The sequence below is a fragment of the Nitratireductor rhodophyticola genome (genome assembly GCF_019891355.1).
GTDB classification, from domain to species: domain Bacteria; phylum Pseudomonadota; class Alphaproteobacteria; order Rhizobiales; family Rhizobiaceae; genus Nitratireductor; species Nitratireductor rhodophyticola.
Genome location: NZ_JAHSSF010000001.1, coordinates 59,418 through 83,960, shown reverse-complemented (window position 1 = coordinate 83,960; position 24,543 = coordinate 59,418). Strand labels below are relative to the sequence as shown.

Below are 24,543 nucleotides of genomic sequence, written 5' to 3'. Positions count from 1 at the left end.
TCACCCTTCTCATTGCAATAAGGACAGCGTGGCACATTCAGATAATATGTCAATAAATTATTGACGTTTTATCCGAGACATGGTTCTCCTTTTGCCAAGGATAATGCGAAGGAACCGATGATGACAGAAGGCAAATGGGATTTTTGGATCGACCGCGGCGGCACTTTTACCGACGTTATCGGCCGCGCCCCCGATGGCGGGCTCTTTGCCCGCAAGCTGCTTTCTGAAAATCCGGAAGCCTACGCCGATGCCGGCATTCAGGGCATTCGCGATCATCTCGGTGTCAAGAAGGGCGAAGCCATGCCTTCGCACCTGATCGGCGACGTGAAGATGGGCACGACCGTGGCGACCAATGCGCTTCTGGAGCGCAAGGGCGACCGCGTGGCGCTGCTCGTCACCAAGGGTTTCCGCGACGCGCTCAAGATCGCCTATCAGGCGCGGCCCGACATCTTCGCCAAGGAGATCATTCTTCCCGAACAGCTCTATGAACGCGTGATCGAGGTGCCGGAGCGCCGCCGTGTCGACGGCACGGTGGAAACGGAACTCGACCTCGACGCCGTGAAGGGCGAGATCGAGGCGGCGAAGGCCGATGGCATCGATGCGGTCGCCATCGTCTTCATGCATGCGTGGAAATATCCCGAGCATGAGAAAGCGGCGGCAAGTCTTTGCCGGGATTCCGGTTTTTCGCAGGTTTCGGTCAGCCACGAGACCTCGCCGCTGATCAAGCTGGTGGGTCGTGGCGACACCACGGTTGTGGACGCCTATCTGTCACCGATCCTGTCGCGCTATGTGAGCCGCGTGGCGGCGGAACTGGGCGTCGATGAGAACGGCCAAGGCCCGGGCCTCAAATTCATGATGTCGTCGGGCGGTCTGACGGCGGCCGACAAGTTCCAGGGCAAGGACGCGATCCTTTCCGGCCCGGCCGGCGGCGTGGTCGGCATGGTGGAGACGGCGCGGCTTGCCGGCTTCGACAAGGTGATCGGCTTCGACATGGGCGGCACCTCGACGGACGTGGCCCATTATGACGGCGAATATGAACGCGCCTTCGACACGGAAGTGGCGGGCGTGCGCATTCGCGCGCCGATGATGCGCATTCACACCGTGGCCGCCGGCGGCGGTTCGATCCTGCATTATGAGGACAACCGCCTGAAGGCGGGTCCGGATTCGGCTGGCGCGAACCCCGGCCCCGCCTGCTATCGCCGTGGCGGGCCGCTGGCCGTGACCGATGCGAATGTGATGCTGGGCAAGCTGCAGCCGGACTTCTTCCCGGCCATTTTCGGCCCCGAGCAGAACGAGCCGCTCGATGTGGACGCCGTGCGCGCACGCTTCACCGAGCTTGCCGAAAAGATTGGCGACGGACGCCCGGCGGAAGCCGTGGCGGAAGGCTTCATCACCATTGCGGTCGAAAACATGGCCAATGCGGTGAAGAAGATTTCCGTGCAGCGCGGCTATGACGTGACCGGCTATCTTCTGAACTGTTTTGGCGGCGCGGGCGGTCAGCATGCCTGTCTCGTGGCCGACGCGCTCGGCATGGAAGCGGTGCTGATCCATCCGATGTCGGGCCTGCTCTCGGCCTATGGCATCGGGCTTGCGACCGTGTTCGCCTCGCGCCAGCAGGCGCTTTTGAAGCCCTTTGCGGAAAGCTCTCTGGACGCCATCGACGCGCTTTCGACGTCGCTGCGCGAAGAGGTGCGCGCGGAGCTGGCCGATCAGGGCATCACCGGCGACAAGGTGGTCTGGGCGACCAAGCTTGAAATCCGCTACGAGGGCACCGACACCACGCTGCCCATCGCCTTCGACGGCACGCTTGAGACCGCCAGGGCCGCCTTCGAGGCGGCGCACAAGGCGCAGTTCGGTTTCGTCTATGACGACAAGCCGATGGTGGTGGAAGCCGTCAGCGTCGAGGGACTGGACGCGGGCGACGGCCGTCCGGTGGAGCAGGAGCAGGCGACCAGCGACGCCACGCCCGCTCCCGGCGAGACGCGCGCGATCTTCTGCGATGGCGCTTGGCACGATGCCGGCATCTACCGCCGCGAGACGCTGTCGCGCGGCGCGAAGGTCAACGGCCCTGCCCTCATCATCGAGGCCAACCAGACGGTTGTCGTGGAGCCCGGCTGGCAGGCCGAGATCACCGCGCTCGACCACATTCTGATGCGCCGCGTGGAAAAGAAGGCCCGCATGGCCGCACTCGGCACCAAGGCCGACCCGGTGATGCTCGAGGTCTTCAACAACCTGTTCATGTCGATCGCCGAACAGATGGGCGTGACGCTGCAGAACACCGCCTATTCGGTGAACATCAAGGAGCGGCTCGACTTCTCCTGCGCGGTGTTCGACCAGAATGGCGCGCTGGTGGCCAATGCCCCGCACATGCCGGTGCATCTGGGCTCCATGGACCGTTCGGTGGAAACCGTCATCCGGCTGAACAAGGGCAATATCCGCCCCGGCGACGTGTTCGCGCTGAACGCGCCCTATAATGGCGGCACGCATCTGCCCGACATCACGGTGGTCACGCCCGTGTTCGACGATCACGGCGAGAACATCCTGTTCTACACCGCCTCGCGCGGCCACCATGCCGATGTCGGCGGCACCGCACCCGGCTCCATGACGCCGCTGGCGACCACGGTGGATGAGGAAGGCGTTCTGTTCGACAATTTCCGCCTTGTCGAAGGCGGCAAATTCCGCGAAGCGGAGCTGCACACGCTTCTGACCGACCACCCCTATCCGGCGCGCAACCCGCACCAGAACATCGCCGATCTGAAGGCGCAGATTGCCGCCAACGAAAAGGGCGTGGCGGAACTGCGCAAGATGATCGAGCAGTTCGGTCTGGACGTGGTGCAGGCCTATATGGGCCATGTGCAGGACAATGCGGCAGAAGCCGTGCGCCGCGTGCTCGAACGCCTGCCGGATGCGTCGGAATATGAATATCCGACCGACACGGGCCAGGTGATCAAGGTGAAGATCACCGTCGACCGCGAGAAGCGCGAGGCGACCGTCGACTTCACCGGCACGTCGAACGTTCAGAAGAACAATTTCAACGCGCCTGAACCGGTGACCCGCGCGGCCGTGCTCTATGCCTTCCGCGTGATGGTGGAAGGGCAGATCCCGATGAATGCGGGCTGCCTCAGGCCAATCAACATCGTGATCCCGGAAGGCTGCATGCTGCGCCCCTCCTATCCGGCGGCGGTCGTGGCAGGCAATGTGGAGACGTCGCAGCACGTCACCAATGCGCTGTTCGGCGCGATGAAGGCCATCGCCAACAGCCAGGGCACGATGAACAATCTGACCTTCGGCAATGAAGAGTATCAGTATTACGAGACCATCTGCTCCGGCTCTCCCGCCGGCCGCATGAATGACGGTCGCGGCTTTGATGGCGCGTCGGGCGTTCATGTCCACATGACCAATTCACGCCTGACGGACCCGGAAATCCTTGAACTGCGCTTCCCGGTTCTGCTCGAGGACTTCCACATCCGCGAAGGCTCGGGCGGCAAGGGCAAGTGGAATGCGGGCGACGGCACGCGCCGCACCATCCGCTTCCTGAAGACCATGGAATGCGCCATTCTCTCCTCCCACCGCAGCGGGCCGCCACGCGGCGTTGAGGGCGGCGGCGATGGCGAGATGGGCAAGACCGAGGTGCGCCGCAAGGACGGTCATGTCGAGACGCTCAAGGGCTGCGACCAGACGGTGATCGAGGCCGGTGAAGCGGTGATCGTGACCACGCCCACCGCCGGTGGGTTCGGAAAGGCGTAGAGCGCTCGGCACTGCGGGCGGGGAATACTCCCCGCCTTTAACAGCCCCGTCACACTCGGTCATTCAGCGTTCACGCGCCTGTCATGGAAGCGCAGTAGCCCCTCAGGGAAAGATTGAGGGGAGAGACCCATGACAGATCTTTCAGCCGGCACCGGCCTTTCCACCCGCCGCCATCTCGGCAAGGCGGTCTATCAGAACAAGGCCACCACGCGCGCCGGCCTTTCCGAACGCCTCTTCGCCCTTCTTTTTTCGGGCCTCGTCTATCCGCAGATCTGGGAAGACCCGGACGTGGACATCGCGGCGATGGAGCTCGATGAGAGCCATCGCGTCGTCACCATCGCGTCGGGCGGCTGCAATGTGCTGGCCTATCTCACCCGCCAGCCGGCGAAGATCGACGCCGTGGACCTGAACGCCGCGCATGTGGCGCTCAACCGGCTGAAGCTCACCGCCTTCAAGACACTGCCCGCCCATGGCGACCTGCTGCGCTTCTTCGGCGCAACCAACCAGCGCAGCAACAGCGAAGCCTATCGCCGCTTCATCGCGCCAGCGCTCGACGCCCAGTCGCGCCGGCACTGGGAAAGCCGCGGGCCGCTTGGCCGCAGGCGCATCGACGCCTTCACACGCAATTTCTACCGCAAGGGCCTGCTGGGCTTCTTCATCGCCACGGGCCACACGGTCGCAAAATTCTATGGCGTGAACCCGGCCGACATCATGAAATCGCGCTCGCTGCGCGATCAGCGCATCTTCTTCGATGAGCAGTTACGCCCGCTGTTCGACCGCGGGCTTGTGCGCTGGGCCACCTCGCGCAAGGCATCGCTTTTTGGCCTCGGCATTCCACCGGCGCAGTACGACTCGCTGATCACGGCGGGTGACGGCACCATGGCGGATGTTCTGTCGAGCCGGCTTGAAAAACTTGCCTGCCATTTTCCGCTGAAAGAAAACTATTTCGCCTGGCAGGCCTTCGCCCGGCATTACCCCGCACAGGGCGAAGCCACCCTGCCCGCCTATCTGGAGCGCAGGAATTTCGACACGATCCGCGCTGCGGCGGACAATGTGACGGTGCACCACGCGAACCTGATGGATGTGCTGGGCAACAAGCCGGCGCAGAGCGTGGACCGCTATGTGCTGCTCGACGCGCAGGACTGGATGAACGATGATCAGCTCAACGCGCTGTGGAGCGAGATCACCCGCACGGCAGCGCCCGGCGCGCGCGTCATCTTCCGCACAGCCGCAGCACCGAGCCTGCTGCCGGGCCGCGTGAACAACCACATACTGCACCAGTGGCACTATGAGAAAATCCGCTCGCGCGAACTCTCGGCCAATGACCGCTCGGCAATCTATGGCGGGTTCCACCTCTATGTGAAAGCGGCCTGAGAATGGCCATGCCACAGGCCGCCGGCCACGCCAGCCTGATGGACGGCGTCTATCGCCGTCAGCGCCACATCTACGACCTGACGCGCAAATATTATCTGCTTGGGCGTGACGGTTTGATCGGCGGGCTGAATGTACCGGAAGGCGGCGCGGTGCTGGAGCTGGGCTGCGGAACGGGGCGCAATCTGGCGCTCGTTTCGGACCATTATCCGAAGGCGCGTCTCTTCGGCCTCGACATCTCGCAGGAGATGCTTGTCACCGCAAGGCGCCGCATGGAGCGCGAGGGGATCGATGCCCGACTGGCCAAAGCCGATGCATCGTCCTTCAATGCCGAAGCGCTGTTCGGGCAAACCCGGTTCGACCGGGTTTTCATTTCCTATTCGCTGTCGATGATCCCGCCATGGCGTGAGACCATTGCAGCCGGCCTCGACTGCGTCGCGCCGGGTGGCTCGCTGCACATCGTGGATTTCGGTCGGCAGGAGCGGCTGCCCGGCTGGTTCCGCGCAGGACTGCGGCGCTGGCTTTCAGCCTTTCACGTGACGCCGCGTGATTCACTGCGTGAGGCACTGGAATCGGAATGCGAGAAACGCGGCGCAAGCCTGCGTTTCGACTCGTCTTTTCGCGGTTACGCCGTGCAGGCGATTGTGGAACTGCCTGCGGTGGACGAGATGATGTTGCATTGACGTGGTGCGTGGTTCGACAAGCTCACCATGAGGGAAGTGGAGCTTCGCGGTGAAGACCGGTTCCACGCCCTTGCTCACCAGTTGTGCAGCCAATCCCATCCCTCATGGTGAGCTTGTCGAACCACGCACCACTCCACCCTACTCCACCTCCCCCGGGATCTTCGCCAGAGCCTCGATCAGCGCCTGCGGCTTGTAGCCGAGGCGTGAGGGTGTGAGGCCCATGCGCACAACCACCATGCGCAGCGAGGGGATGACCGTGATGGTCTGGCCATCATGGCCGAGCATCCAGAATGCATCAGAAGGCAGGTCGAAACCCCCGTCTTCCGGTACACCGCGCGGTGTGTTGGCGCGCGGGCCGTGCAGCCAGACATGACGGCCATATTCGCCGCCCGAAGCCTCGGTGGGGGTGCGCATCCACCGCACCCAGCCTTCGGGCAGAATGCGCTCGCCCTTCCACACGCCATCCTGAAGGAGAAGCTGGCCGAACTTCGCCCAGTCACGCGCAGATGCATAAAGGTTTGAGGACCCGACATAAGTGCCACGCGTATCGGTCTCGAAGACGGCGCTGTCCATGCCGAGCGGACCGAACAGGGCCTCATAGGGCCAGGCCAGCGCATCCTGGGGCGCGCTGAACGTGTCCTGCCACACACGCGACAGGAGAACACTCGTGCCGCTCGAATAGTTGAAAACCTCGCCGACCGGGCTTTCAAGCTTCTGGTCAGCCGCGAAGGCCGGCATGTCGGAGGCGAGATAGAGCATGCGGGTGACATCGCTCACGTCGCCGTAATCTTCGTTGAAGTAGAGACCGCTCTCCATGGCGAGAAGATCGGCAACGGTGATCTTCGATCGCTCGTCATCCTCCCATTCGGGGAACAGATTGCTGTCCTCGACGGACAGGCGACCGGCCTTGACGCGGGTGCCTATGAGGGCGGCGGTGACGGTCTTGGTCATGGACCAGCCGATCAGGGGCTGCGTGTAATGGGCGACATCCTCGCCAAAGCGCTCGCCGATGATGCGGCCATTCTGCACGACGACCACGGCGCGCATGCCGGGGCCGGTGAGCGCCGGATCATCAAGGAGTTCCGCCACCATCTCATGCCCCTTGACGTCGATGCGCGGGCCATCCGGCCACAGATCCGTCCCCTGAGGCGAAGGCTCCGGCCTGTCGAAACGAGCGCCCAGCGCCGCGGTCACATCGCCATCGGGCACGGCGGCGCAGCCGGTCGCACCGCGATAGATGGCAAGCCCGTCGCCAAAGACACCGAAGAGCCCGGTGTGAACCGTGGCGTCGGACGGCTCGACCCGCACACGCATGAGCTTCAAAAGCGGATGGCCCGGGGCCTGAACGTCGCGCTCGAGCACGGTCTGTGGGTCGCGCCCGGCTATGAACACATTGGAGCAAATAATCTTGGCGGCGTAATTGGAGCCGACACGGATGAGCGCGGGCGGCGAGACATAGAGCCAGAGCGCGGCACCGGCGATTGCTACAACGAGGAGACCGAGGAGCCATTTGAAGAGCCTGAGAGCAGTTCGCATTCCGTCGTCTTCTCCGTCTTCCCTGGCGGCCCGCCCTTTCATCCTGTGGTGACGGGGCCGGCAACTTCGCCTATTTCTGTCGGCGACGCCCCTATTTGCTGATTCGCACCCTGAGGAGCCCCGCTCATCATGCGTCGATTGATGATCGCCAGTCTATCCGCTTTGCTCGTCGGCTGCTCGACCGTCGACTATGATTTTTCCGACGTTGCGCCCAAGGCGCAACCCTCGACAATGCGCAGCAGCGGCGGCCTGCGCTTCGCCGACACCGACCCGCATGAATGGGAGGGCGGCGCGCCTTGGCACTATGCGGTGCACGGAACGGATGTCGCCAAATATCAGGCCGACATCGACTGGAAGAAGGTTGCGCGCAACGACATCTCCTTCGCCTTCATCAAGGCGACGGAGGGTGGCGACATTGTTGATGACTATTTTGCGCGCAACTGGCGCGCGGCGAAGGCGGCCGGCGTTCCGCGCGGGGCCTATCACTTCTACTACCATTGCCGCCCGGCCATTGAGCAGGCGCGGTGGTTCATCCGCAATGTGCCGCGCGACGCTTCGGCCCTGCCGCCCGTTCTGGACATGGAATGGACGCCCTTCTCTCCCACCTGCACCATACGCCCGCCGGCAGACAAGGTGCGTTCGGAGATGCGCATCTTCCTCAACGCGGTGGAACGTCATTATGGCAAGCGACCGATCATCTACACCTCGATCGACTTCTTCGACGATAACGATCTTAGCAGCTTCAATGGTTATCCCTTCTGGTTACGCTCGGTGGCCGGTCATCCGGATGACAAATATTCGAACCATCCATGGGTCTTCTGGCAATATACGGGCACCGGCGTGATCCCGGGCATTGAGGGGAAGGCGGACATCAACGTGTTCAACGGAAATGCCAGAGCCTGGAAGAACTGGCTCAAGGCCAATGCCAGCTGATCGCGCCCGACGCCTTCAGCCCGTGTTTTCAAGGAGACTACAGATGCGCAAGAAATCCATCGCGCTTGGAGCGCTGTTCGCCTTTGGCTTCGCCGGCAGCGCCGTGGCGCAGCAATGCGGGGGCGATTTCAACGCCTGGCGGGAAGGCGTGCGCCAGGAGGCTGCGGCCGATGGCATCGGCGAGCGCGGCCTTTCGGCGCTCAACGGCGCAGGCATCGACCAGAAGGTTCTGCAGCGCGACCGCGCACAGGGCGTGTTCAACCAGACCTTTGCCGAATTCGCCGGCCGCATGATCAATGATTACCGGTTGCGGAACGGCGCGGCCAATCTGAAGAAATACGCCAACACCTTCGCGCGCGCCGAAAACGAGTTCGGCGTGCCCGGTCCGGTGATCGCCTCCTTCTGGGCGCTGGAAACGGATTTCGGCGCGGTGCAGGGCGATTTCTCGACGCTCGACGCGCTCGCCACGCTGGCTCATGACTGCCGCCGTCCGGAAATCTTCCGCCCGCAGCTCATCGCGCTTCTGCATTTGATCGATAAGGGCTGGGTGCCGGCCAATGTGACCGGCGCGTGGGCCGGCGAGATCGGCCAGATGCAGATGCTGCCGTCCGACTATTACACCAAGGGTGTCGATGGCGACGGCGATGGCAAGGTGGATCTGAAGGGCAGTTCGCCCGACGCCATCCTGACGGCTGCAAAAAACCTCCAGTCGCTTGGCTGGAAACCCGGCCAGCCATGGATGGAAGAGGTGCGCGTGCCGGATCAGATGGCCTGGGAGAAGACCGGTCGCGTGACCAAGCTGCCGCGCTCGGAATGGGCGGCGATGGGCGTGACCTATCGCGATGGCAGCCCGCTGCCAGCCGATGGCATGGCGACGGCGGTCGTGCTGCCGATGGGCCACAAGGGACCGGCCTTCCTCGTCTACGACAATTACGACATCTATCTGGAATGGAACCAGTCGCTCATCTACACGCTGACGGCGGCGCATCTGGCGGCGCGCCTTGCCGGCGCGCCGCGCTTTGACGTGCGCTCGCCCGAGCAGGGTCTTGCGCCCGAGACGATGAAGCAGTTGCAGACCAAGCTTGCCGCGCGCGGCCATGACGTGGGCAAAATCGACGGCATTCTGGGCGCCGGCACCCGCGAAGCGGTGCGCCAGGAACAGCAGCGTCTTGGCCTGCCTGCCGATGGCTGGCCGACGCCGACGCTGTTCTCGAATCTCTAGGTTTTTTGTTTAGACGCCCCGGCAGCCGGTTCTTCATCGGGTTGCCGGGGTTTTTCTTCCGCCGCCTCAGATGCGTCCGTCGCCTCGGCGGCTTCCTTTTCCGCTTTCTCTTCTTTCTTCCGGGCCGCTTTCGCTGCCTTTTCGAGCGCGCGGCGGGCGCGCCATTTGCGCAGGGTCAGACGGCCGGCGCGATAGCGGGCGCGCACCCACCAGAGCCCCTCGCCCACATTCCCGATCTCGTCGGCATAGGCTTCCGACAGTGCTTCCCGATAGGAAGAAAAGCCCTTGGCCGCGACGTCCTCGATGCGGCGCATGACCGACATCCACGCCGGCGAGAAGAGAAGCGAGATGGCGGTGACGGCGATGGCAAGGCGATAGCTATCCTGCCCCAGCGCGCCCGCCGACAGGCCGGCAGCCGCCAGCACGAAGGAGAACTCGCCGATCTGCGCCATGGAGAGACCGCCGATCAGCGCGGTGTTGCGGTCGTGCCCGGTGGCGCGCAGCAGGAAGACGTTGAGCAGCGTTTTGGCGGCGATGACCAGAAGGGCAGCCCCCAGCACCATCCAGAGATTGTTCCAGATATAGGTCAGGTCGAACAGAAGGCCGATGGACAGGAAGAAGATCACCACGAGGATGCTCTGGATCGGCTCGATGACCGGGATGATGCGGGCGCGCAGGTTGGAATTGCCCACCAGAATGCCGGCCACGAACGCGCCATAGGCGGGCGAGAGACCGAGAAAACCGGAGAGCGCGGCCGCACCGAAACAGACGCCCAGCGCGCCAAGCGCCAGGATCTCGACATTGTCGGCAATGGCGGCAGCGAAGGGCACGCGCAGCTTGCCGCGCCGCCCGAGCCACCACAGGAGCCAGCCGAGAAACCCGACCGCCAGCGCCACCTTGGCCGCGATGGCGACGAGGCTTGTATCAGCTCCTCCGAGCGCCGACACGATGATGAGCATCGGCACCACTGCAATGTCCTGCGCGATCAGAACGGCGATGGCGATGCGGCCCGCGTCGCGGCGCAGTTCATCCATGTCGTCCAGCATCTTCATCGCAACAACGGTGCTGGAGATGCCGATGATAAAGCCGAAGATGATGCCTTCGGAAAGGCCTGTTCCGCCCATCCACGCAATGGAAAAGCCAATGGCCAGCGCCACCGAAAGCTGCCCGACAGCCACCAGAACGGCCGGTCTGAGGCTGATGATGAAGGCTCTCAACGACAATTCCATGCCGATGAAGAAGAGCAGCATTAATACGCCCATCTCGGCAAGCGCGGTGACGCTTTCGGAATTGCCAATGAGACCGAAGCCGGTTGGTCCCATGAGAACGCCAGCCAGAATGAAACCCACCAGAGGTGGCTGTTTCAGACGCATCAGGCTGAGCCCAAGCGCAATGGCCACCAGCAGGACAAAGGCGACCTCCGTCAATGGAAAGGCATGTGCTTCCGCTTCCAAGGTAAAGTTTCCTTCCCTTTCGCTGCCCGATCAGTCCGCCATGGTTTCGAGGCTGGCAAAACCTTCCGGCGCAGAACCCGCATCGAAAGGTGTTTTCACCTCGACGAACGTATCGGGGTAAAACCCGTTGAAGCGGGTTCTTAGCGACAGGGAATAGGCGCCAATATGGCCGATCTCGATCCAGTCGCCCGTATCCACTGTTTCCGGCAGCCAGAAAGGCCGCGAGAGGATGTCCACGGAATCGCAGGTCGCCCCGCAAACCTTGAACGGAACCAGCTTTTCAGGATTGCCATTGCGATTGCGGATCGCGGGATCGGGAATGAAACGGGCCGGCAGGGTGATCTTTCCGGTCCAGGAATCCGAAAGCGAGGCCCAGATGCCGTCATTGATGTAGAGTCGGCGCCCCTTGCGAAGGAGAACGCGCACGATCAGCGAGAACGCGCGCGCAACGATCACGCGGCCGGGCTCCGCCACGAGCGGCATATCGTCAAAACCCCACTCCACGATATCGGCCCGCAGCCGGGCCATGATCTCGTCAAGGCTTGGCATCTCGGGCTTTTTGCGGTTGGGGTCGTGGCCATACTCCGCCGGGAAGCCGCCGCCCACGTCGAGCGCGGCAAGCTCGACGCCTGCCCTGCCCCGCACCCAGTCTGCCGAGGCGAGCGCGCGCTCATAGGTGTCCGGGTCTTGGATCTGCGAGCCGACATGGAAACACAGGCCGAGCTTATAGCCGTGCCGGTCCAGACGGCGCAGAAGCTCGACCGCCTGCGCCGGCCCGGCTCCGAATTTCTTCGACAGTTCATAGGCGGCATGGCCCTTGGTCTGAATGCGCACGAAAACGGTGAGCGAACCGGGGTCGATGTCGAGCGCCCGAACCACGCGGATCAGTTTGGTCACCTCATCTTCGTGATCGACCACGATGACCCGGATGCCATATTCCTCCAGTGCCAGGCGGATATCCGACTGCGCCTTGACCGGATGCATGTAGAGCATCTCGGCATTGGGCGCGACGGAGCGAACCGCGGCGAACTCTGCCGGAGACGCCACATCGAAAGCTTCAACGCCAGCCTCCGCCAGCGTTTTCAGCACAAGCTTCTCGCCATTGGTTTTCACGGCATAGGCGGTCTTGCCGGGAAACTGGCCCATGAAATCGCGTGCATCGGCTTTCAGCACCTCGGGCCGGAAGCAGTAGACCGGATCATCGGGACGAAGCTTGAGGGCAGCGTCTCGGGCGGTCTCAAAAATCTGCATGGGCAGCTCCTGGTTCGGATGAACGCAAAGGACGGAAGGGAAGCGTAATGGATTTGTCGTTCATGTAAACGCTCCGCCCGGACGTTCGCCGTTGAAAATGCGGCCGGCAGGTTTCGGGTGGGCGCCTCCCTCCCCATGACCTAATGCACAGGATGCACGAACGATCCCGAATTGAGAGACCGCAATGACCGCACAGGCACCCGCCCAGACAACCGCGCCTCAGATGTCTGCCCGGAACTGGGCGCTTCTCCTGCTTCTTGGCGCGGTGTGGGGCGGCTCTTACTTCTTCGCCCGCATTGCGGTCAGCGAAATGCCGCCACTCATGCTGGTCATGTTTCGCGTGTCTATTGCCGCGCTTGTCCTGCAGGCATTCCTTGCCGTTCGCGGACCGTCGTTTCGCATTGCATTGCCGCTCGCCGGCAGCTTCTTCGTGCTCGCCCTCCTCAACAACGTCATCCCCTTTTCGCTGATCTTCATGGGGCAGACCGAGGTGGGTGCGGGGCTCGCTTCGGTGCTGAATGCGACGACGCCGTTCTGGACTGCGATCCTGGCCAACATGCTCACCGCAGATGAAAAGCTTACTCCGGTGAAGCTGACCGGCATCGCGTTCGGCATTGCAGGAACGGGCGTGATGATCGGCCCCGGCCTCCTCAACGGACTGGGCGGTCCTCTCTGGGCGAAGCTCGCCCTGATCGGCGGCGCCGTCTCCTATGGCCTCGCCTTCATCTACGGGCGTCGCTTTCGCGGCGTTCCCCCAACCCTCGTCGCCACGGGGCAGCTCACCGCCTCCACCGTCATCATGATTCCGCTGGTGCTCACGCTCTACGGCCCCGGAAACCTGTTCAGCTTTTCCGGCAACATCTGGGCTGCGGTCATCGGGCTTGCCGTTCTGTCAACGGCGTTTGCCTATCTGATCTATTTCCGGGTGCTGGCAAGTGCGGGCGCTACCAATGCATCGCTCGTCACCTTCCTCAATCCCGTCAGCGCCATCCTGCTGGGAAGTCTTGTTCTGGGTGAACGACTGGCGCCCTTTGAAATTGCGGGAATGGTGCTGATCGCCACCGGATTGATCATCATCGACGGGCGTCTTCTTGCGCGCATCCGTTAACACAAAGTGAATCGAACCGGCAGCCCAGTGATTTCACCAATGATTTCAAATGAACGCGGCGACGGGCGGTTGTTTTTTTCACAAACCTACCGCAGCGCAGCATAAAATCCGCTTGCCGGACGGCACCTCATCCATAGAATCCGGCGGGTAAATAAGCAGAGGAGGCTTTGCCATGGGACTGACACGGCCTGTGAATGCACTGATCATTTGCGCGGCATTCGTGTTCATCGGCGCCCTGGTGATGGGCGTTTTGCCGTAAACGCATGACCGGAGCAGCCACCTCAAAGGCAGCGTATCCGGAATTTGTTAATACGATACGAGAAAGGGCCGGTCGATCCGGCCCTTTATTTTATGCGGCGGCAGGTTGTTCCAGGCCCTTGCTGGGACGCGGGCGAATGCCGATCATGTGGCAGACCGCATAGACGAGATCGGCCCGGTTCATCGTGTAGAAGTGGAAATCGTCAATTCCGCGTTCCATGAGGTCGAGCACCTGTTCGGCAGCGACGGCCGAAGCCACAAGCGCATGAATCTGCGGCTCGTCTTCCAGCCCCTCGAAACGTTCGGCCAGCCAGCCGGGAACACTGGCGCCGCACCGCCCGGCGAAATTGGCGACCTGTGTGAAATTGTGCACCGGCAGGATGCCCGGCACGATGGGAATGTAGATGCCCGCGCGCCGCGCACGCTCGACATAGCGCTCATAGTGATCGTTGTCGAAGAAGAACTGGGTGATGGCGCGCGTCGCCCCGTTGTCGACCTTGCGTTTGAGCATGTCTATATCGGTGGCGAAGTCCGGACTTTCCGGATGCTTCTCGGGATAGGCCGATACCGAAATGTCGAAATCGCCCTGACGTTTCATCGCCCCCACCAGCTCCGCGCCATTGGCGTAGCCGTCGGGATGCGGGCGGTATGCTGCTCCCACGCCGGCGCTTGGATCGCCGCGCAGCGCCACGAAGCGCTTTACGCCCATATCGACAAACTCGCCCACCACCTGGTCGACATCCTCACGCGAGGCATCGACACAGGTCATGTGTGCGGCCGGCGTAAGGCCGGTCTCGTCGAGAATACGCCTGACCGTGCGGGCCGTGCGCTCACGCGTCGAGCCACCCGCGCCGTAGGTGACAGAGACAAAGGACGGAGCCAGGGGTTCCAGACGCTGTACCGTCTCCCAGAGCCGGGCCTCCATCGCATCCGTCTTCGGCGGGAAGAACTCGAACGACACACGGAGCTTGCCGGCCACATCGGGCTGGCGGGAAAAACGCTGTTGCGGCATCAAGCCGTCTCCTTTTGGGCAAACGACGGCACTATACCGTCGGCAATCTGCATGCGCCGGTCGTGGGCAAGCCAGAGCTTGACCGTCAGGCCCTCTCCAGCCTCGCCCCGTGGCGCAAATTCCAGTGTTTCGGTGAGGTCTAGCTCGGCCTCTTCAAGCCACTCGGCAATCTGGCTGTCAGCCAGACCGAGCCGCATATGGGCATGTTCCTCGCGCAGGAACTCGTGCTCATGGGGCGCGAAATCGACAATCACAAGACGCCCACCCGGTCGGAGTAGCCGGGCGGCCTCTCGAATGGCCACAGCCGGTCTGTCGATGTAATGCAGCACCTGGTGGATGGTCACCAGATCATGCGCATCGCGCTCTAGCTGCGGAGCGGAAATATCGCCAAGCCGCACCTGCGCGTGGGCGATGCCGGCACGATCGAGATTTGCCCGCGCCACCGCCAGCATCTCTCGGGAAAGATCGATACCGACAGCGCGCTGATAGAGCGGCGCAAAGAGTTCCAGCATACGGCCCGTGCCGGTGCCGAGATCGACCATGGACTGGAACGGCCGCGCGCCGATGAGTTTCAAAAGCTCTTCCTCCACGGCCTTGTCGGGCACGTGGAGCGAGCGAATCTGATCCCAGCTCGCTGCATTCTGCGAAAAATACTCCGCCGCCCTCTCCTCACGGCGGCGCTTGATCGCGCCAAGCCGCTCCAGATCACGCTCGATGACGGCATCGGCCTGGTCGAGCCGACCAACCACACCATCGACGAATTCACGCGCCGCATCGGCATCCGACAGGCGAAAATAAGCCCAAGACCCTTCCTGATAGCGAACGATGAGCTGCGCCTCGAGCAGGAGCTTCAGATGACGGGAAACGCGCGGCTGCGACTGGCCGAGAATCTCTGTCAGGTCGGTCACGGTCAGATCACCCTGCGAAAGGAGCGCAAGGATACGCAGGCGGCTGGTTTCGGCCGCCGCCTTCAACGTGTCGACCATCTGGTCGAGATGAATTGCCGGACGCATGAGCATGCGCTTCTCCCAATACATATAAAGATATGTTTATATCGTTTGGGCTTGCTTGGCAAGATGACAGGGTTCAATGTTCACACTAGATCGCCGTGCGTCCATCCGGACGCACAAAGGACGATCTAAACTTTTAATGGAGCATCGGAACAATCCGAAAACCGGTTTCCACTTTTCGGTCCGATGCCCTAGGCGGCAATGCGCAGAAGGCGTGCGGGAACAGGTTCCAGAATATGAAGCGGGCATCCACCGGGCGGCGCAAATCGGTCGACAAGGCGCTGACGCTGCTTATTCCATGGGCGCCCATGGCCGATGCCGAAGCGATCCGCGACAGGGCCAATGACCGCAAGCTGCGCACCCTGCCGCCGGCAATAGCGGTATGGCTGGCAACGATCACCCATATCCGCCATGAGCATACGGATTACGATTCCATGCTCGAAGACGGTTACGACCGGGACGCCGCCCGCCATTTTATCGTCGATGACATCAACACAGTGCTCACGCGCTGGCGCGCCACCCGCCTGCTGGTCCCGGAAGAAGAAGACGGGCTGGAAGCCCGGCAGGATTGAAAAGCAGCCGCGCCTACATCATGCGCAGAAGCGCACCGCCGATGGAGTATCCGGCACCGAAGGCGCAGAGCAACCCATGTTCGCCCGGCTGCATGTCTCGATGCGTCTCTTCCAGCGCGACGATCGCGCCGGCGGCAGCGGTGTTGCCCAGCCGGTCGAGCACGGTGGGTGCACGATCCTGCCCCACCTCGCCACCGAAGGCGAGCTTGAGGATCATGGCGTTCATGCGGGCATTCGCCTGATGCAGCCAGAAGCGGCGCATCGTCTCCGGCGTGTGGCCGTGCTCCGCCAGGAAGTCGACAATGAACTTGTGTCCGGCAATGGTCACATCCTTGAAGACCTTGTTGCCGTTTTGCTTGATGAGATTGCCTTCCATGGCGAGGTAGGACGGATCGTCCTGCGCCAGACGACTCATGAAGCCGAAATTGGTGCGGATGTTGTTGGAAAACTGGGTCCAGCTGCGCGTGTCGACAATCTCGAAACGGCCGGGCCGCTCTTCGCTCGCACCCAGTGCCTCGATGAGGACGGCCACCGAGGCGTCACCGAAGATGAAATGCGTCTGCCGATCGCGGAAATTCAGATGCGCGGTTATGAGCTCCGGCGTGACGACGAGCACACGGCGGTGTGCGCCGGAGCGCACGAGATTGGTCGCCACATGCAGACCGGCGAGCGCCGAGGAGCAGCCAAGCCCCATGTCGAAGCCTGCACCGCTGGTGCCGAGCGCTTTCTGGATTTCGATGGCGATGGCCGGATAGGGCCGCTGATGATGGGCGGAAGCACAGATGACGAGATCGACGTCGCGCGCCTCGACACCGGCATGGGCGAGCGCCTTTCTGGCTGCGGCAGCGCCGAACTCGGCCATGACGGAAAGTTCGTCATCGGCGCGGGCGGGAATGTTGGGCGCCATGCGGGCAGGATCGAGAATGCCGTCACGCTCATAGACATGACGCTGCCTGATGCCGGAAGCATGCTCGATGAACTCCGCATCGGACTTCGCCAACGGCGGCAGCCCCCTCGCCTCGCGCTTCGGGTTTTCCGCATCGACCCACGCGTTGAAGCTGTCGACCAGCTCTTCATTGGAAATGGACGCTTCGGGGATTTCGACGCCAATCCCGCCAACGCAGACGCGCGTCATCGCGTTGGAGTGGTGCGGTGCGAAATCTGAAGCCTCTTGCTCGCTGGTGCGCAGCATGATCCGTGCCTGTGTGTATCGGAGTTTAAATGCCTTAAATTCTCCAATCGTGGTTTATGTGAGATCATGCGTGTGTCAAGGTTGAACACAGAATGGAGACAGCATGTGCCGATTCGTGGCACATTGACTCCGCACAAAAGTTCTGTTTTTGTTCCCGCCCAGCAGGGGGATTTGATTTATGAACGCGGAACCGCAAAACGCCGCACTTGATCTACTTCGGAAAACGGAAGGACAGGCTTTTCAAACCGTCCTTGCTGATCCCCCTTGGCGTTTTATGAACCGCACCGGAAAAGTAGCTCCCGAGCACCGTCGACTTTCAAGATATGAAACGATGACGACGGAAGAGATCTGCGCACTTCCTGTCAAAACGCTAACGGTTGAGCCTGCCCATTTGTATCTTTGGGTACCCAATGCATTGCTTCCTGACGGCCTCGAAGTGATGAAATCTTGGGGGTTTGAATACAAAGCCAACATCGTGTGGCACAAAATACGGAAAGATGGAGGTTCTGACGGACGCGGGGTCGGATTTTATTTTCGGAACGTTACAGAATTAGTTCTTTTCGGTGTCCGTGGTAAAAACGCACGCACTCTGGCCCCTGCGCGTAGCCAAGTGAACATGATTCAATCAAGAAAGCGAGAGCATTCTCGCAAACCTGACGAGCAATATAAGCTTATCGAAAGTTGCTCGCCGGGTCCCTACCTAGAGCTATTTGCGCGCGGCGCCAGACCCGGGTGGACCATTTGGGGCAATCAGGCAGATGAAAATTACCGTCCCACCTGGAAGACTTATGCTTACAATTCTGTAGCAGCCGAATAATCGAAGTTTACGACTGTTTCAGGAATACCGATCAGCAGCAATGGGCAAGGATTTCCCACTCCACGCAGCACACGGTCCTGCAGTTTTCGCCAATGAGTGGTAGCTTCGCCGTATTTGTCTGAGACAAATACATCCACCCAAGCCTGACGGAAGTCTCCGATTCTCTCAGCACGATCCAGGATCAATTTTCTCTGACGCCGTGTTGGATTATAACCAAACGGGTCAAGTTGCTCGACCGAATCGATCTTCTGCTCATCAGCAAAGCGTCGCAAGAGCGTCCGTATCTCACGCTGCAAACTTTCGCCTCGAGTGATAACCCCAGCGACAGACACCGCCCCTTCAGCGTGAAGTCGTTTGAAATTCTCCAAGTCTCTATCAAAGAATGGATCCTTATTGTTCCACTCGATTTCAAAGGCGACGACCTTGCCATTGAAAGACTTCACATGATCGATTTCGTGTGAGAGAGAAGCAACGATCTGCTCATCAGCATCCTCCTCCCAACGCACTGACTTTTTCACACTGATATTGCGCTTCTTCCAATCGAGATCGTTCAGCGCACGGCGCATACGCTGTGTCCCCTGCGCCTCACCACCTCCGCCAGCTACAATCTCAGAGATCGGAATGGAAAGGTCCAAAAGGACACTTTCCAATTCACTTTCAGCCTCAGGCATATCATGCGTCAAAATCGCTTCGGCATGATGAAGGGCCAAAATATCGAAGCCCTTCTCCTTGAGCGCATCAAACATCGCCCCCTCCCCAAATCCTGTCTACCGCGTCAGCCGCTTATAGGTCACCCGCTTCGGATTGACGCTGTCGGGGCCGAGGCGGCGGATCTTGTCCTGCTCGTAATCCTCGAAATTGCCTTCGAACCATTCCACATGGCTGTCCCCCTCGAAGGCGAGGATGTGGGTGGCCAGGCGGTCGAGGAACATGCGGTCATGCGAGATGATAACGGCGCAGCCGGCGAAGTTTTCCAGCGCGTCCTCAAGAGCCGCCAGCGTCTCGGTGTCGAGATCGTTGGTCGGTTCGTCGAGCAGCAGCACATTGCCGCCTTCCTTGAGCAGCTTGGCCATGTGAACGCGGTTGCGCTGACCGCCGGAGAGCGACCCGACCTTCTGCTGCTGGTCGCCGCCCTTGAAGTTGAAGGACGAGCAATAAGCGCGGCTGTTCACCTCGTGGGTGCCGAGCTTGATGATGTCGTTGCCGCCGGAAATCTCTTCCCAGACCGTCTTGTCGGGGTTGAGCGAATCGCGGCTCTGGTCGACATAGCCGAGCTTGACGGTCTCACCGACACGGATCTCGCCGGCATCGGGCTTTTCCTGACCCGTGATCATGCGGAACAGCGTGGTCTTGCCCGCGCCGTTGGCGCCGATCACGCCGACAATGCCGCCGGGCGGCAGCTTGAAGTCGAGACCGTCGATCAGCAGGCGGTCGCCATAGCCCTTGGAGAGGCCTTCTGCCTCGATCACCACATTGCCGAGCCGCTCGCCGGCGGGAATGATGATTTGCGCATCGCCGGGCCGCCGGTCGGCGGCCGACTGCACCAGCTCGTCATAGGCGCGGATACGGGCCTTCGACTTGGCCTGACGGGCCTTGGGGCTGGCCGCCATCCACTCGCGCTCGCGGGCAAGTGCCTTCTGGCGTGAAGCCTCTTCGCGGCCTTCTTGCGCCATGCGCTTGGCCTTGGCTTCCAGATAGGCGGTGTAGTTGCCCTCATAAGGAATGCCGCGACCGCGGTCGAGCTCGAGAATCCAGCCGGTGACATTGTCGAGGAAGTAGCGGTCGTGGGTGATGATCAGCACGGCGCCGGGATATTCGCGCAGGTGCTTTTCAAGCCACGCCGTGGTTTCGGCATCGAGATGGTTGGTCGGTTCGTCGAGGAGAAGCAAGTCGGGCTGGCGCAGCAAGAGCTGACACAGCGCAACGCGGCGCTTTTCACCGCCGGAAAGATGATCGATGGAGGCATCGCCCGGCGGGCAACGCAGCGCCTCCATGGCCATTTCCACCTGGCTTTCCAGGTCCCAGAGGTTCTGGCTGTCGATCTGGTCCTGAAGCTGGGAAGCCTCCTCCGCCGTCTCGTCGGAGTAGTCCATCATCAGCTCGTTGTAACGGTCGAGGATCGCCTTCTTGGCCGCGACGCCCTCCATCACATTGCCCATCACGTCGAGGGCCGGGTCAAGCTGGGGCTCCTGGGGAAGATACCCGCAGGTCGCGCCGTCGGCGAGCCATGCCTCACCCGTAAATTCCTTGTCGAGGCCGGCCATGATCCTGAGCACGGTCGATTTACCCGCACCGTTGGGGCCGAGAATGCCGATCTTGGCATCCGGATAGAAGGACAGGTGAACGTTCTCCAGAACCTTCTTGGAGCCATAGGCCTTGCTGAGGCCGGACATGTGGTAGATGAATTGGCGTGCCATGTGGCTCGTCGCGCTCCGTCTCACTCGAATTGGGGGGAACCTGTTGCGCAGCGTATGTAGGCCAAACGAAGCGGCGGGGCAATCCGCAGCACGGAGGGAAGATGGGCTTCGATGCTGAAACCCGGCTCGCAACGCCAGCCGGCTCTGATCTGCGCCTTTTTACGCGCCGGGCGAGCAGAAAGGTGCGCGCTGCGGTTCAGATCAATCACGGTGTTGCAGAGCATGCGGCCCGCTATGCCGGTTTTGCGGATTTTCTGTCTGAAAACGGTTTCGATGTCTATGCGCATGACCATCGCGGCCATGGAGCGACCACGGCGCCGGGGGCTCCGCTCGGCCATATCGGCCCAAAGGCGACCGCCGGAACGCTTCTGAAGGACGTGGAAGCCGTCCACAGACACATTGCTCAGGAGCGTGCCGGCCTCCCGATCATCATTTTCGGCCACTCCATGGGCGCCATGATCGCGCTCAACTACGCGCTGCGCAACGGACACCGCCTTGCAGGCGCGGCGATCTGGAATGCGCCGCTGGCGACAAGGGCGGAGGCGCTGGCCGGCAAGGCCGTGCTCGTGTGGGAGCGTTTCCGCCTGGGTTCCGATGTGCCCTCGCGGCTCTTGCCGAAACTCACCTTCGCTGCCTGGGCGCGTGCCTTTCCCGACCGGCGCACCGATGCCGACTGGCTGTCGCGGGATGAAAGCGAAGTGGACAAATACATCGCAGACCCCCTCTCCGGCTGGGAGGCGTCCATCGGCCTCTGGACCGCGCTCTTCGATCTCAGCCTGAAGGCAGCCGACAGTGCGGCACTGGAGGCCGCCCGCAAGACATTGCCCTTCATGCTTGTCGGCGGCAGCGAGGACCCCTCCACCAAAGGCGGGAAGATCGTGCGCAAGCTCGAAAGCCGACTGCGAGAGAGTGGCTTTTCGAATCTGGAAACAACGATTTACGACGGTTTCCGGCACGAATCTCTCAACGAAATCGGCCGCGAGAGGGCGATGGAGGACTTTGTCCGCTGGGCCGGAAAATTCATCAATTAATGCCAAAATAATGCGTTCTGCGCATCTGGAAGCAGACCCAGCCGTTTGCTACCTCAAAACGGCATGAATTTTGGAGGGCTGCCGGCGATCATGAACAAACTACCCCTGAAGGGCGTTCGCGTCATCGAACTGGCGCGCATTCTGGCCGGCCCATGGGCAGGTCAGGTTCTGGCCGATCTGGGCGCTGACGTCATCAAGGTCGAAAACCCCAATGGCGGAGACGATACCCGCAAATGGGGACCGCCCTTCGTGGAAGGCGCGGATGGCGAGAACCTTTCGGCCGCCTATTACCATTCGTGCAACCGGGGAAAACGCTCCATCGCGCTCGACTTCTCCAAGCCGGAAGAGGCGAAGAAGCTGAAAAAGCTGATCGCCACCGCCGACGTTCTGATCGAGAATTTCAAGCTGGGTGGTCTCAAAAAATACGGGCTCGACTATGAGAGCCTGAAGGCCATCAACCCGCGCCTCGTCTATTGCTCCATCACCGGCTTCGGCCAGACCGGCCCTTATGCGCCACGCGCGGGCTACGACTTCATCATTCAGGGCATGTCGGGCCTGATGTCCATCACCGGCGCGCCGGGCGGCGAGCCGCAGAAGGTGGGCGTGGCGGTGAGCGACATCTTCACCGGGCTCTACTCGGTGATCGCCATTCAGGCCGCACTTCGCCATGCGGAGGCGACCGGCCAGGGCCAGCATATCGACATGGCGCTGCTCGACAGCCAGGTGGCGGTTCTCGCCAACCAGAATATGAACTACCTCATCTCCGGCAACAGCCCGGTGCAGATGGGCAATGCCCATATGAACATCGCGCCCTATGAGGTGCTGCCGGTAAAAGACGGGCACATCATCCTCGCCGTGGGCAATGACGGCCAGTTCCAGCGCTTCTGCAAGATCGTCGGCCTTGACGATCTGCCGGCAGACGAACGTTTTGCCACCAACCCGGCGCGCGTGGCCAACCGCGCAGCGCTGCGTGAGCGCATCGTCGCCACGCTGGCGGGCTGGGAAAAGGCTGAGCTTCTGGGCAAGTTCGACGCCAATGCGGTGCCGGCAAGCCCGATCAACACGATTGAGGAAATGTTTAATGATCCGCAGGTGAAGGCACGCGGCATGCAGCTTTCGCTTGATGACGGACACGGCGCGGCGCTGCCTTCGGTGCGCGCGCCCATAAACCTTTCACAGACACCGCTCGCCTATGAGCGGCCAAGCCCCCGGCTTGGCGAACACACGGCAGAGATCCTGTGCGAAATCGGAGAAGACAGCGAATGAAGACCGGCGGCCAGCTTATCGTCGACAGCCTTGAAGCCAATGGCGTCGACCGCATTTTCAGCGTGCCGGGCGAAAGCTACCTGGCGGTGCTCGACGCGCTTCACGATTCAAAGATCCGCAACATTGTCTGCCGTCAGGAAGGCGGCGCGGCGATGATGGCGGACTGCCACGGACGGCTGACCGGCCAGCCCGGCATCTGTTTCGTGACACGCGGCCCCGGCGCGACCAACGCATCACCCGGCGTCCACATCGCCATGCAGGACTCCACGCCGATGATCCTGTTCATCGGACAGGTGGCGAGCCATGCCCGCGAACGCGAGGCGTTTCAGGAAGTGGATTACCGCGCCTTCTTCGGCCCCATCGCCAAATGGGCAACCGAAATCGACGATGCGGCGCGGATTCCCGAAATCCTGACGCGCGCCTTTTCGGTCGCGACCTCCGGCCGCCCCGGCCCGGTGGTGATTTCGCTTCCCGAGGACATGCTGACCAGCCTTGTGGATGCGCCCGCAGCACGGGCCGCCACGCCGGTCGAAACGCGCCCGGGCGCGGCCGAGATGGAAGAGCTTGCCGCTCTCCTGAAGGACGCCAAACGGCCCTTCGTCATTCTTGGCGGTTCGCGCTGGAACGAGAAGGCCGTGGCTGATTTCCAGAAAGCGGCGGAAGCATGGTCCCTGCCCGTTGGCTGCTCGTTCCGCCGGCAGATGCTGTTCGACCATCTGCATCCCTCCTATGCCGGCGATGTGGGCATCGGCCCCAATCCAAAGCTCGCGGCCGCGATCAAGGAGGCCGATCTGGTGCTGCTGGTTGGTGGCCGGTTCAGCGAAATGCCCTCCTCCGACTACACACTTATCAAGAGCCCCTATCCCGACCAGAAGCTGGTGCATGTGCATGCCGACGCCAATGAGCTTGGCCGTGTCTACCGCCCAACGCTTGCCATCAATGCATCGCCAGCGGCCTTCGCCGAGGCGTTTGCCAGGCTCGCGCCGGGTGACTTGCCATGGGCGGAAGAGACCGAGTGTCTGCATCAGGCCTATCTCGACTGGTCGACCCCACCAAAAACCGGCCCCGGCGCGGTGCAGATGGGTCCCATCATGGAGTATCTCGAAAGCGTTCTGCCGGAGGATGCGATCTTCACCAATGGCGCCGGCAATTACGCCACCTGGGTGCATCGTTTCCACCGTTTCCGTCGTTTCGCCACGCAGGGCGCGCCGACCTCGGGCTCGATGGGCTATGGCACGCCGGCAGCCGTGGCCGCCAAGGCGCTTTTCCCCGAGCGGCCCGTGCTGGCGTTTGCCGGCGATGGCTGCTTCATGATGAACGGCCAGGAATTCGCCACCGCCGTGCAGGAGAACCTGCCGATCATCGTGGTGGTGGTGAACAACGGCATTTTCGGCACGATCCGCATGCATCAGGAGCGCGAATATCCCGGCCGCGTTTCCGGCACCTCGATCAACAATCCCGATTTCGCAGCGCTTGCCCGCGCCTATGGCGGCCATGGCGAAACGGTGGAGAAGACGGAAGCGTTTGCCGAAGCATTCGAGCGCGCACAGGCCAGCGGCAAACCGGCGCTGATCGAAATCCGGCTCGACCCGGAAGCCATCACGCCCGCAAAGACGCTGACGGATATCCGCGAAAAGCGCTGAGCATCGTTGGCCAACGGCCA

The 24,543-nt window shown here is 61.9% G+C and carries 19 protein-coding genes; 11 read left to right on the top strand and 8 right to left on the bottom strand.

Annotated elements, in window-relative coordinates; all coding sequences use genetic code 11:
• The first annotated feature begins 120 nt into the window (after nucleotides 1-120).
• The 3 genes from KUG85_RS00365 (at nucleotide 121) to KUG85_RS00355 (ending at nucleotide 5,801) form a co-directional block, all read left to right on the top strand.
• On the top strand, nucleotides 121-3,747 hold the full coding sequence (locus tag KUG85_RS00365; RefSeq protein WP_223003776.1) for a hydantoinase B/oxoprolinase family protein: 3,627 nt from the start codon (nucleotides 121-123) through the stop codon (nucleotides 3,745-3,747).
• Nucleotides 3,748-3,876: 129 nt separating this feature from the next.
• On the top strand, nucleotides 3,877-5,121 hold the full coding sequence (locus KUG85_RS00360) for a DUF3419 family protein (RefSeq protein WP_223003775.1): 1,245 nt from the start codon (nucleotides 3,877-3,879) through the stop codon (nucleotides 5,119-5,121).
• A gap of 2 nt (nucleotides 5,122-5,123) precedes the next feature.
• Complete coding sequence (locus KUG85_RS00355) at nucleotides 5,124-5,801, top strand: class I SAM-dependent methyltransferase (protein ID WP_223003774.1); 678 nt, start codon at nucleotides 5,124-5,126, stop codon at nucleotides 5,799-5,801.
• 138 nt (nucleotides 5,802-5,939) lie between these two features.
• Here KUG85_RS00355 and KUG85_RS00350 read toward each other — a convergent pair whose 3' ends face one another.
• Nucleotides 5,940-7,337: a serine hydrolase domain-containing protein gene (locus KUG85_RS00350; RefSeq protein WP_223003773.1), complete on the bottom strand. Its 1,398-nt coding sequence runs from the start codon at nucleotides 7,335-7,337 to the stop codon at nucleotides 5,940-5,942.
• A gap of 129 nt (nucleotides 7,338-7,466) precedes the next feature.
• Here KUG85_RS00350 and KUG85_RS00345 point away from each other — a divergent pair, with 129 nt between their 5' ends.
• The gene (locus tag KUG85_RS00345; protein WP_223003772.1) at nucleotides 7,467-8,270 is read left to right on the top strand and encodes a glycoside hydrolase family 25 protein; all 804 of its coding nucleotides are present in this window, start codon (nucleotides 7,467-7,469) and stop codon (nucleotides 8,268-8,270) included.
• 43 nt (nucleotides 8,271-8,313) lie between these two features.
• Nucleotides 8,314-9,492: a lytic murein transglycosylase gene (locus tag KUG85_RS00340; RefSeq protein WP_223003771.1), complete on the top strand. Its 1,179-nt coding sequence runs from the start codon at nucleotides 8,314-8,316 to the stop codon at nucleotides 9,490-9,492.
• On the opposite strand, the gene KUG85_RS00335 is transcribed toward KUG85_RS00340, so the two are convergent.
• Both KUG85_RS00335 and KUG85_RS00330 read right to left on the bottom strand, forming a co-directional pair.
• The gene (locus KUG85_RS00335; protein ID WP_223003770.1) at nucleotides 9,489-10,946 is read right to left on the bottom strand and encodes a cation:proton antiporter; all 1,458 of its coding nucleotides are present in this window, start codon (nucleotides 10,944-10,946) and stop codon (nucleotides 9,489-9,491) included. The genes KUG85_RS00340 and KUG85_RS00335 overlap by 4 nt on opposite strands.
• Nucleotides 10,947-10,976: 30 nt before the next feature.
• Entirely contained in the window at nucleotides 10,977-12,197 is a 1,221-nt protein-coding gene (locus tag KUG85_RS00330) for an alanine racemase (RefSeq protein ID WP_223003769.1), read from the bottom strand.
• 184 nt (nucleotides 12,198-12,381) lie between these two features.
• Between KUG85_RS00330 and KUG85_RS00325 the strand changes: the two genes are divergently transcribed.
• Nucleotides 12,382-13,305: a DMT family transporter gene (locus tag KUG85_RS00325; protein WP_223003768.1), complete on the top strand. Its 924-nt coding sequence runs from the start codon at nucleotides 12,382-12,384 to the stop codon at nucleotides 13,303-13,305.
• Between the two features lie 349 nt (nucleotides 13,306-13,654).
• On the opposite strand, the gene metF is transcribed toward KUG85_RS00325, so the two are convergent.
• On the bottom strand, nucleotides 13,655-14,575 hold the full coding sequence (gene metF, locus KUG85_RS00320) for a methylenetetrahydrofolate reductase [NAD(P)H] (RefSeq protein WP_223003767.1): 921 nt from the start codon (nucleotides 14,573-14,575) through the stop codon (nucleotides 13,655-13,657).
• The gene (locus KUG85_RS00315) at nucleotides 14,575-15,594 is read right to left on the bottom strand and encodes an ArsR/SmtB family transcription factor (RefSeq protein WP_007008374.1); all 1,020 of its coding nucleotides are present in this window, start codon (nucleotides 15,592-15,594) and stop codon (nucleotides 14,575-14,577) included. Before KUG85_RS00315 ends, metF begins: the two co-directional genes overlap by 1 nt.
• A 227-nt stretch (nucleotides 15,595-15,821) precedes the next feature.
• Between KUG85_RS00315 and KUG85_RS00310 the strand changes: the two genes are divergently transcribed.
• Nucleotides 15,822-16,157: a DUF2293 domain-containing protein gene (locus KUG85_RS00310; protein WP_065814930.1), complete on the top strand. Its 336-nt coding sequence runs from the start codon at nucleotides 15,822-15,824 to the stop codon at nucleotides 16,155-16,157.
• 13 nt (nucleotides 16,158-16,170) lie between these two features.
• On the opposite strand, the gene KUG85_RS00305 is transcribed toward KUG85_RS00310, so the two are convergent.
• Nucleotides 16,171-17,292: a beta-ketoacyl-ACP synthase III gene (locus KUG85_RS00305; RefSeq protein ID WP_065815347.1), complete on the bottom strand. Its 1,122-nt coding sequence runs from the start codon at nucleotides 17,290-17,292 to the stop codon at nucleotides 16,171-16,173.
• Between the two features lie 235 nt (nucleotides 17,293-17,527).
• Here KUG85_RS00305 and KUG85_RS00300 point away from each other — a divergent pair, with 235 nt between their 5' ends.
• The gene (locus KUG85_RS00300; RefSeq protein ID WP_223003766.1) at nucleotides 17,528-18,166 is read left to right on the top strand and encodes an MT-A70 family methyltransferase; all 639 of its coding nucleotides are present in this window, start codon (nucleotides 17,528-17,530) and stop codon (nucleotides 18,164-18,166) included.
• On the opposite strand, the gene KUG85_RS00295 is transcribed toward KUG85_RS00300, so the two are convergent.
• Both KUG85_RS00295 and ettA read right to left on the bottom strand, forming a co-directional pair.
• Complete coding sequence (locus KUG85_RS00295; RefSeq protein WP_223003765.1) at nucleotides 18,142-18,912, bottom strand: BglII/BstYI family type II restriction endonuclease; 771 nt, start codon at nucleotides 18,910-18,912, stop codon at nucleotides 18,142-18,144. The two genes, KUG85_RS00300 and KUG85_RS00295, sit on opposite strands and share 25 nt — an antisense overlap.
• Before the next feature lie 21 nt (nucleotides 18,913-18,933).
• Nucleotides 18,934-20,583 (bottom strand): energy-dependent translational throttle protein EttA, encoded by a 1,650-nt coding sequence (gene ettA / locus KUG85_RS00290; RefSeq protein WP_065814929.1) that lies wholly within the window; start codon nucleotides 20,581-20,583, stop codon nucleotides 18,934-18,936.
• Nucleotides 20,584-20,684: 101 nt separating this feature from the next.
• Between ettA and KUG85_RS00285 the strand changes: the two genes are divergently transcribed.
• The 3 genes from KUG85_RS00285 (at nucleotide 20,685) to KUG85_RS00275 (ending at nucleotide 24,523) form a co-directional block, all read left to right on the top strand.
• Nucleotides 20,685-21,614: an alpha/beta fold hydrolase gene (locus tag KUG85_RS00285; protein ID WP_223003764.1), complete on the top strand. Its 930-nt coding sequence runs from the start codon at nucleotides 20,685-20,687 to the stop codon at nucleotides 21,612-21,614.
• Between the two features lie 90 nt (nucleotides 21,615-21,704).
• Nucleotides 21,705-22,880 (top strand): CaiB/BaiF CoA transferase family protein, encoded by a 1,176-nt coding sequence (locus KUG85_RS00280; RefSeq protein WP_223003763.1) that lies wholly within the window; start codon nucleotides 21,705-21,707, stop codon nucleotides 22,878-22,880.
• Nucleotides 22,877-24,523 (top strand): thiamine pyrophosphate-binding protein, encoded by a 1,647-nt coding sequence (locus KUG85_RS00275; RefSeq protein WP_223003762.1) that lies wholly within the window; start codon nucleotides 22,877-22,879, stop codon nucleotides 24,521-24,523. Before KUG85_RS00280 ends, KUG85_RS00275 begins: the two co-directional genes overlap by 4 nt.
• Nucleotides 24,524-24,543 lie beyond the last annotated feature (20 nt).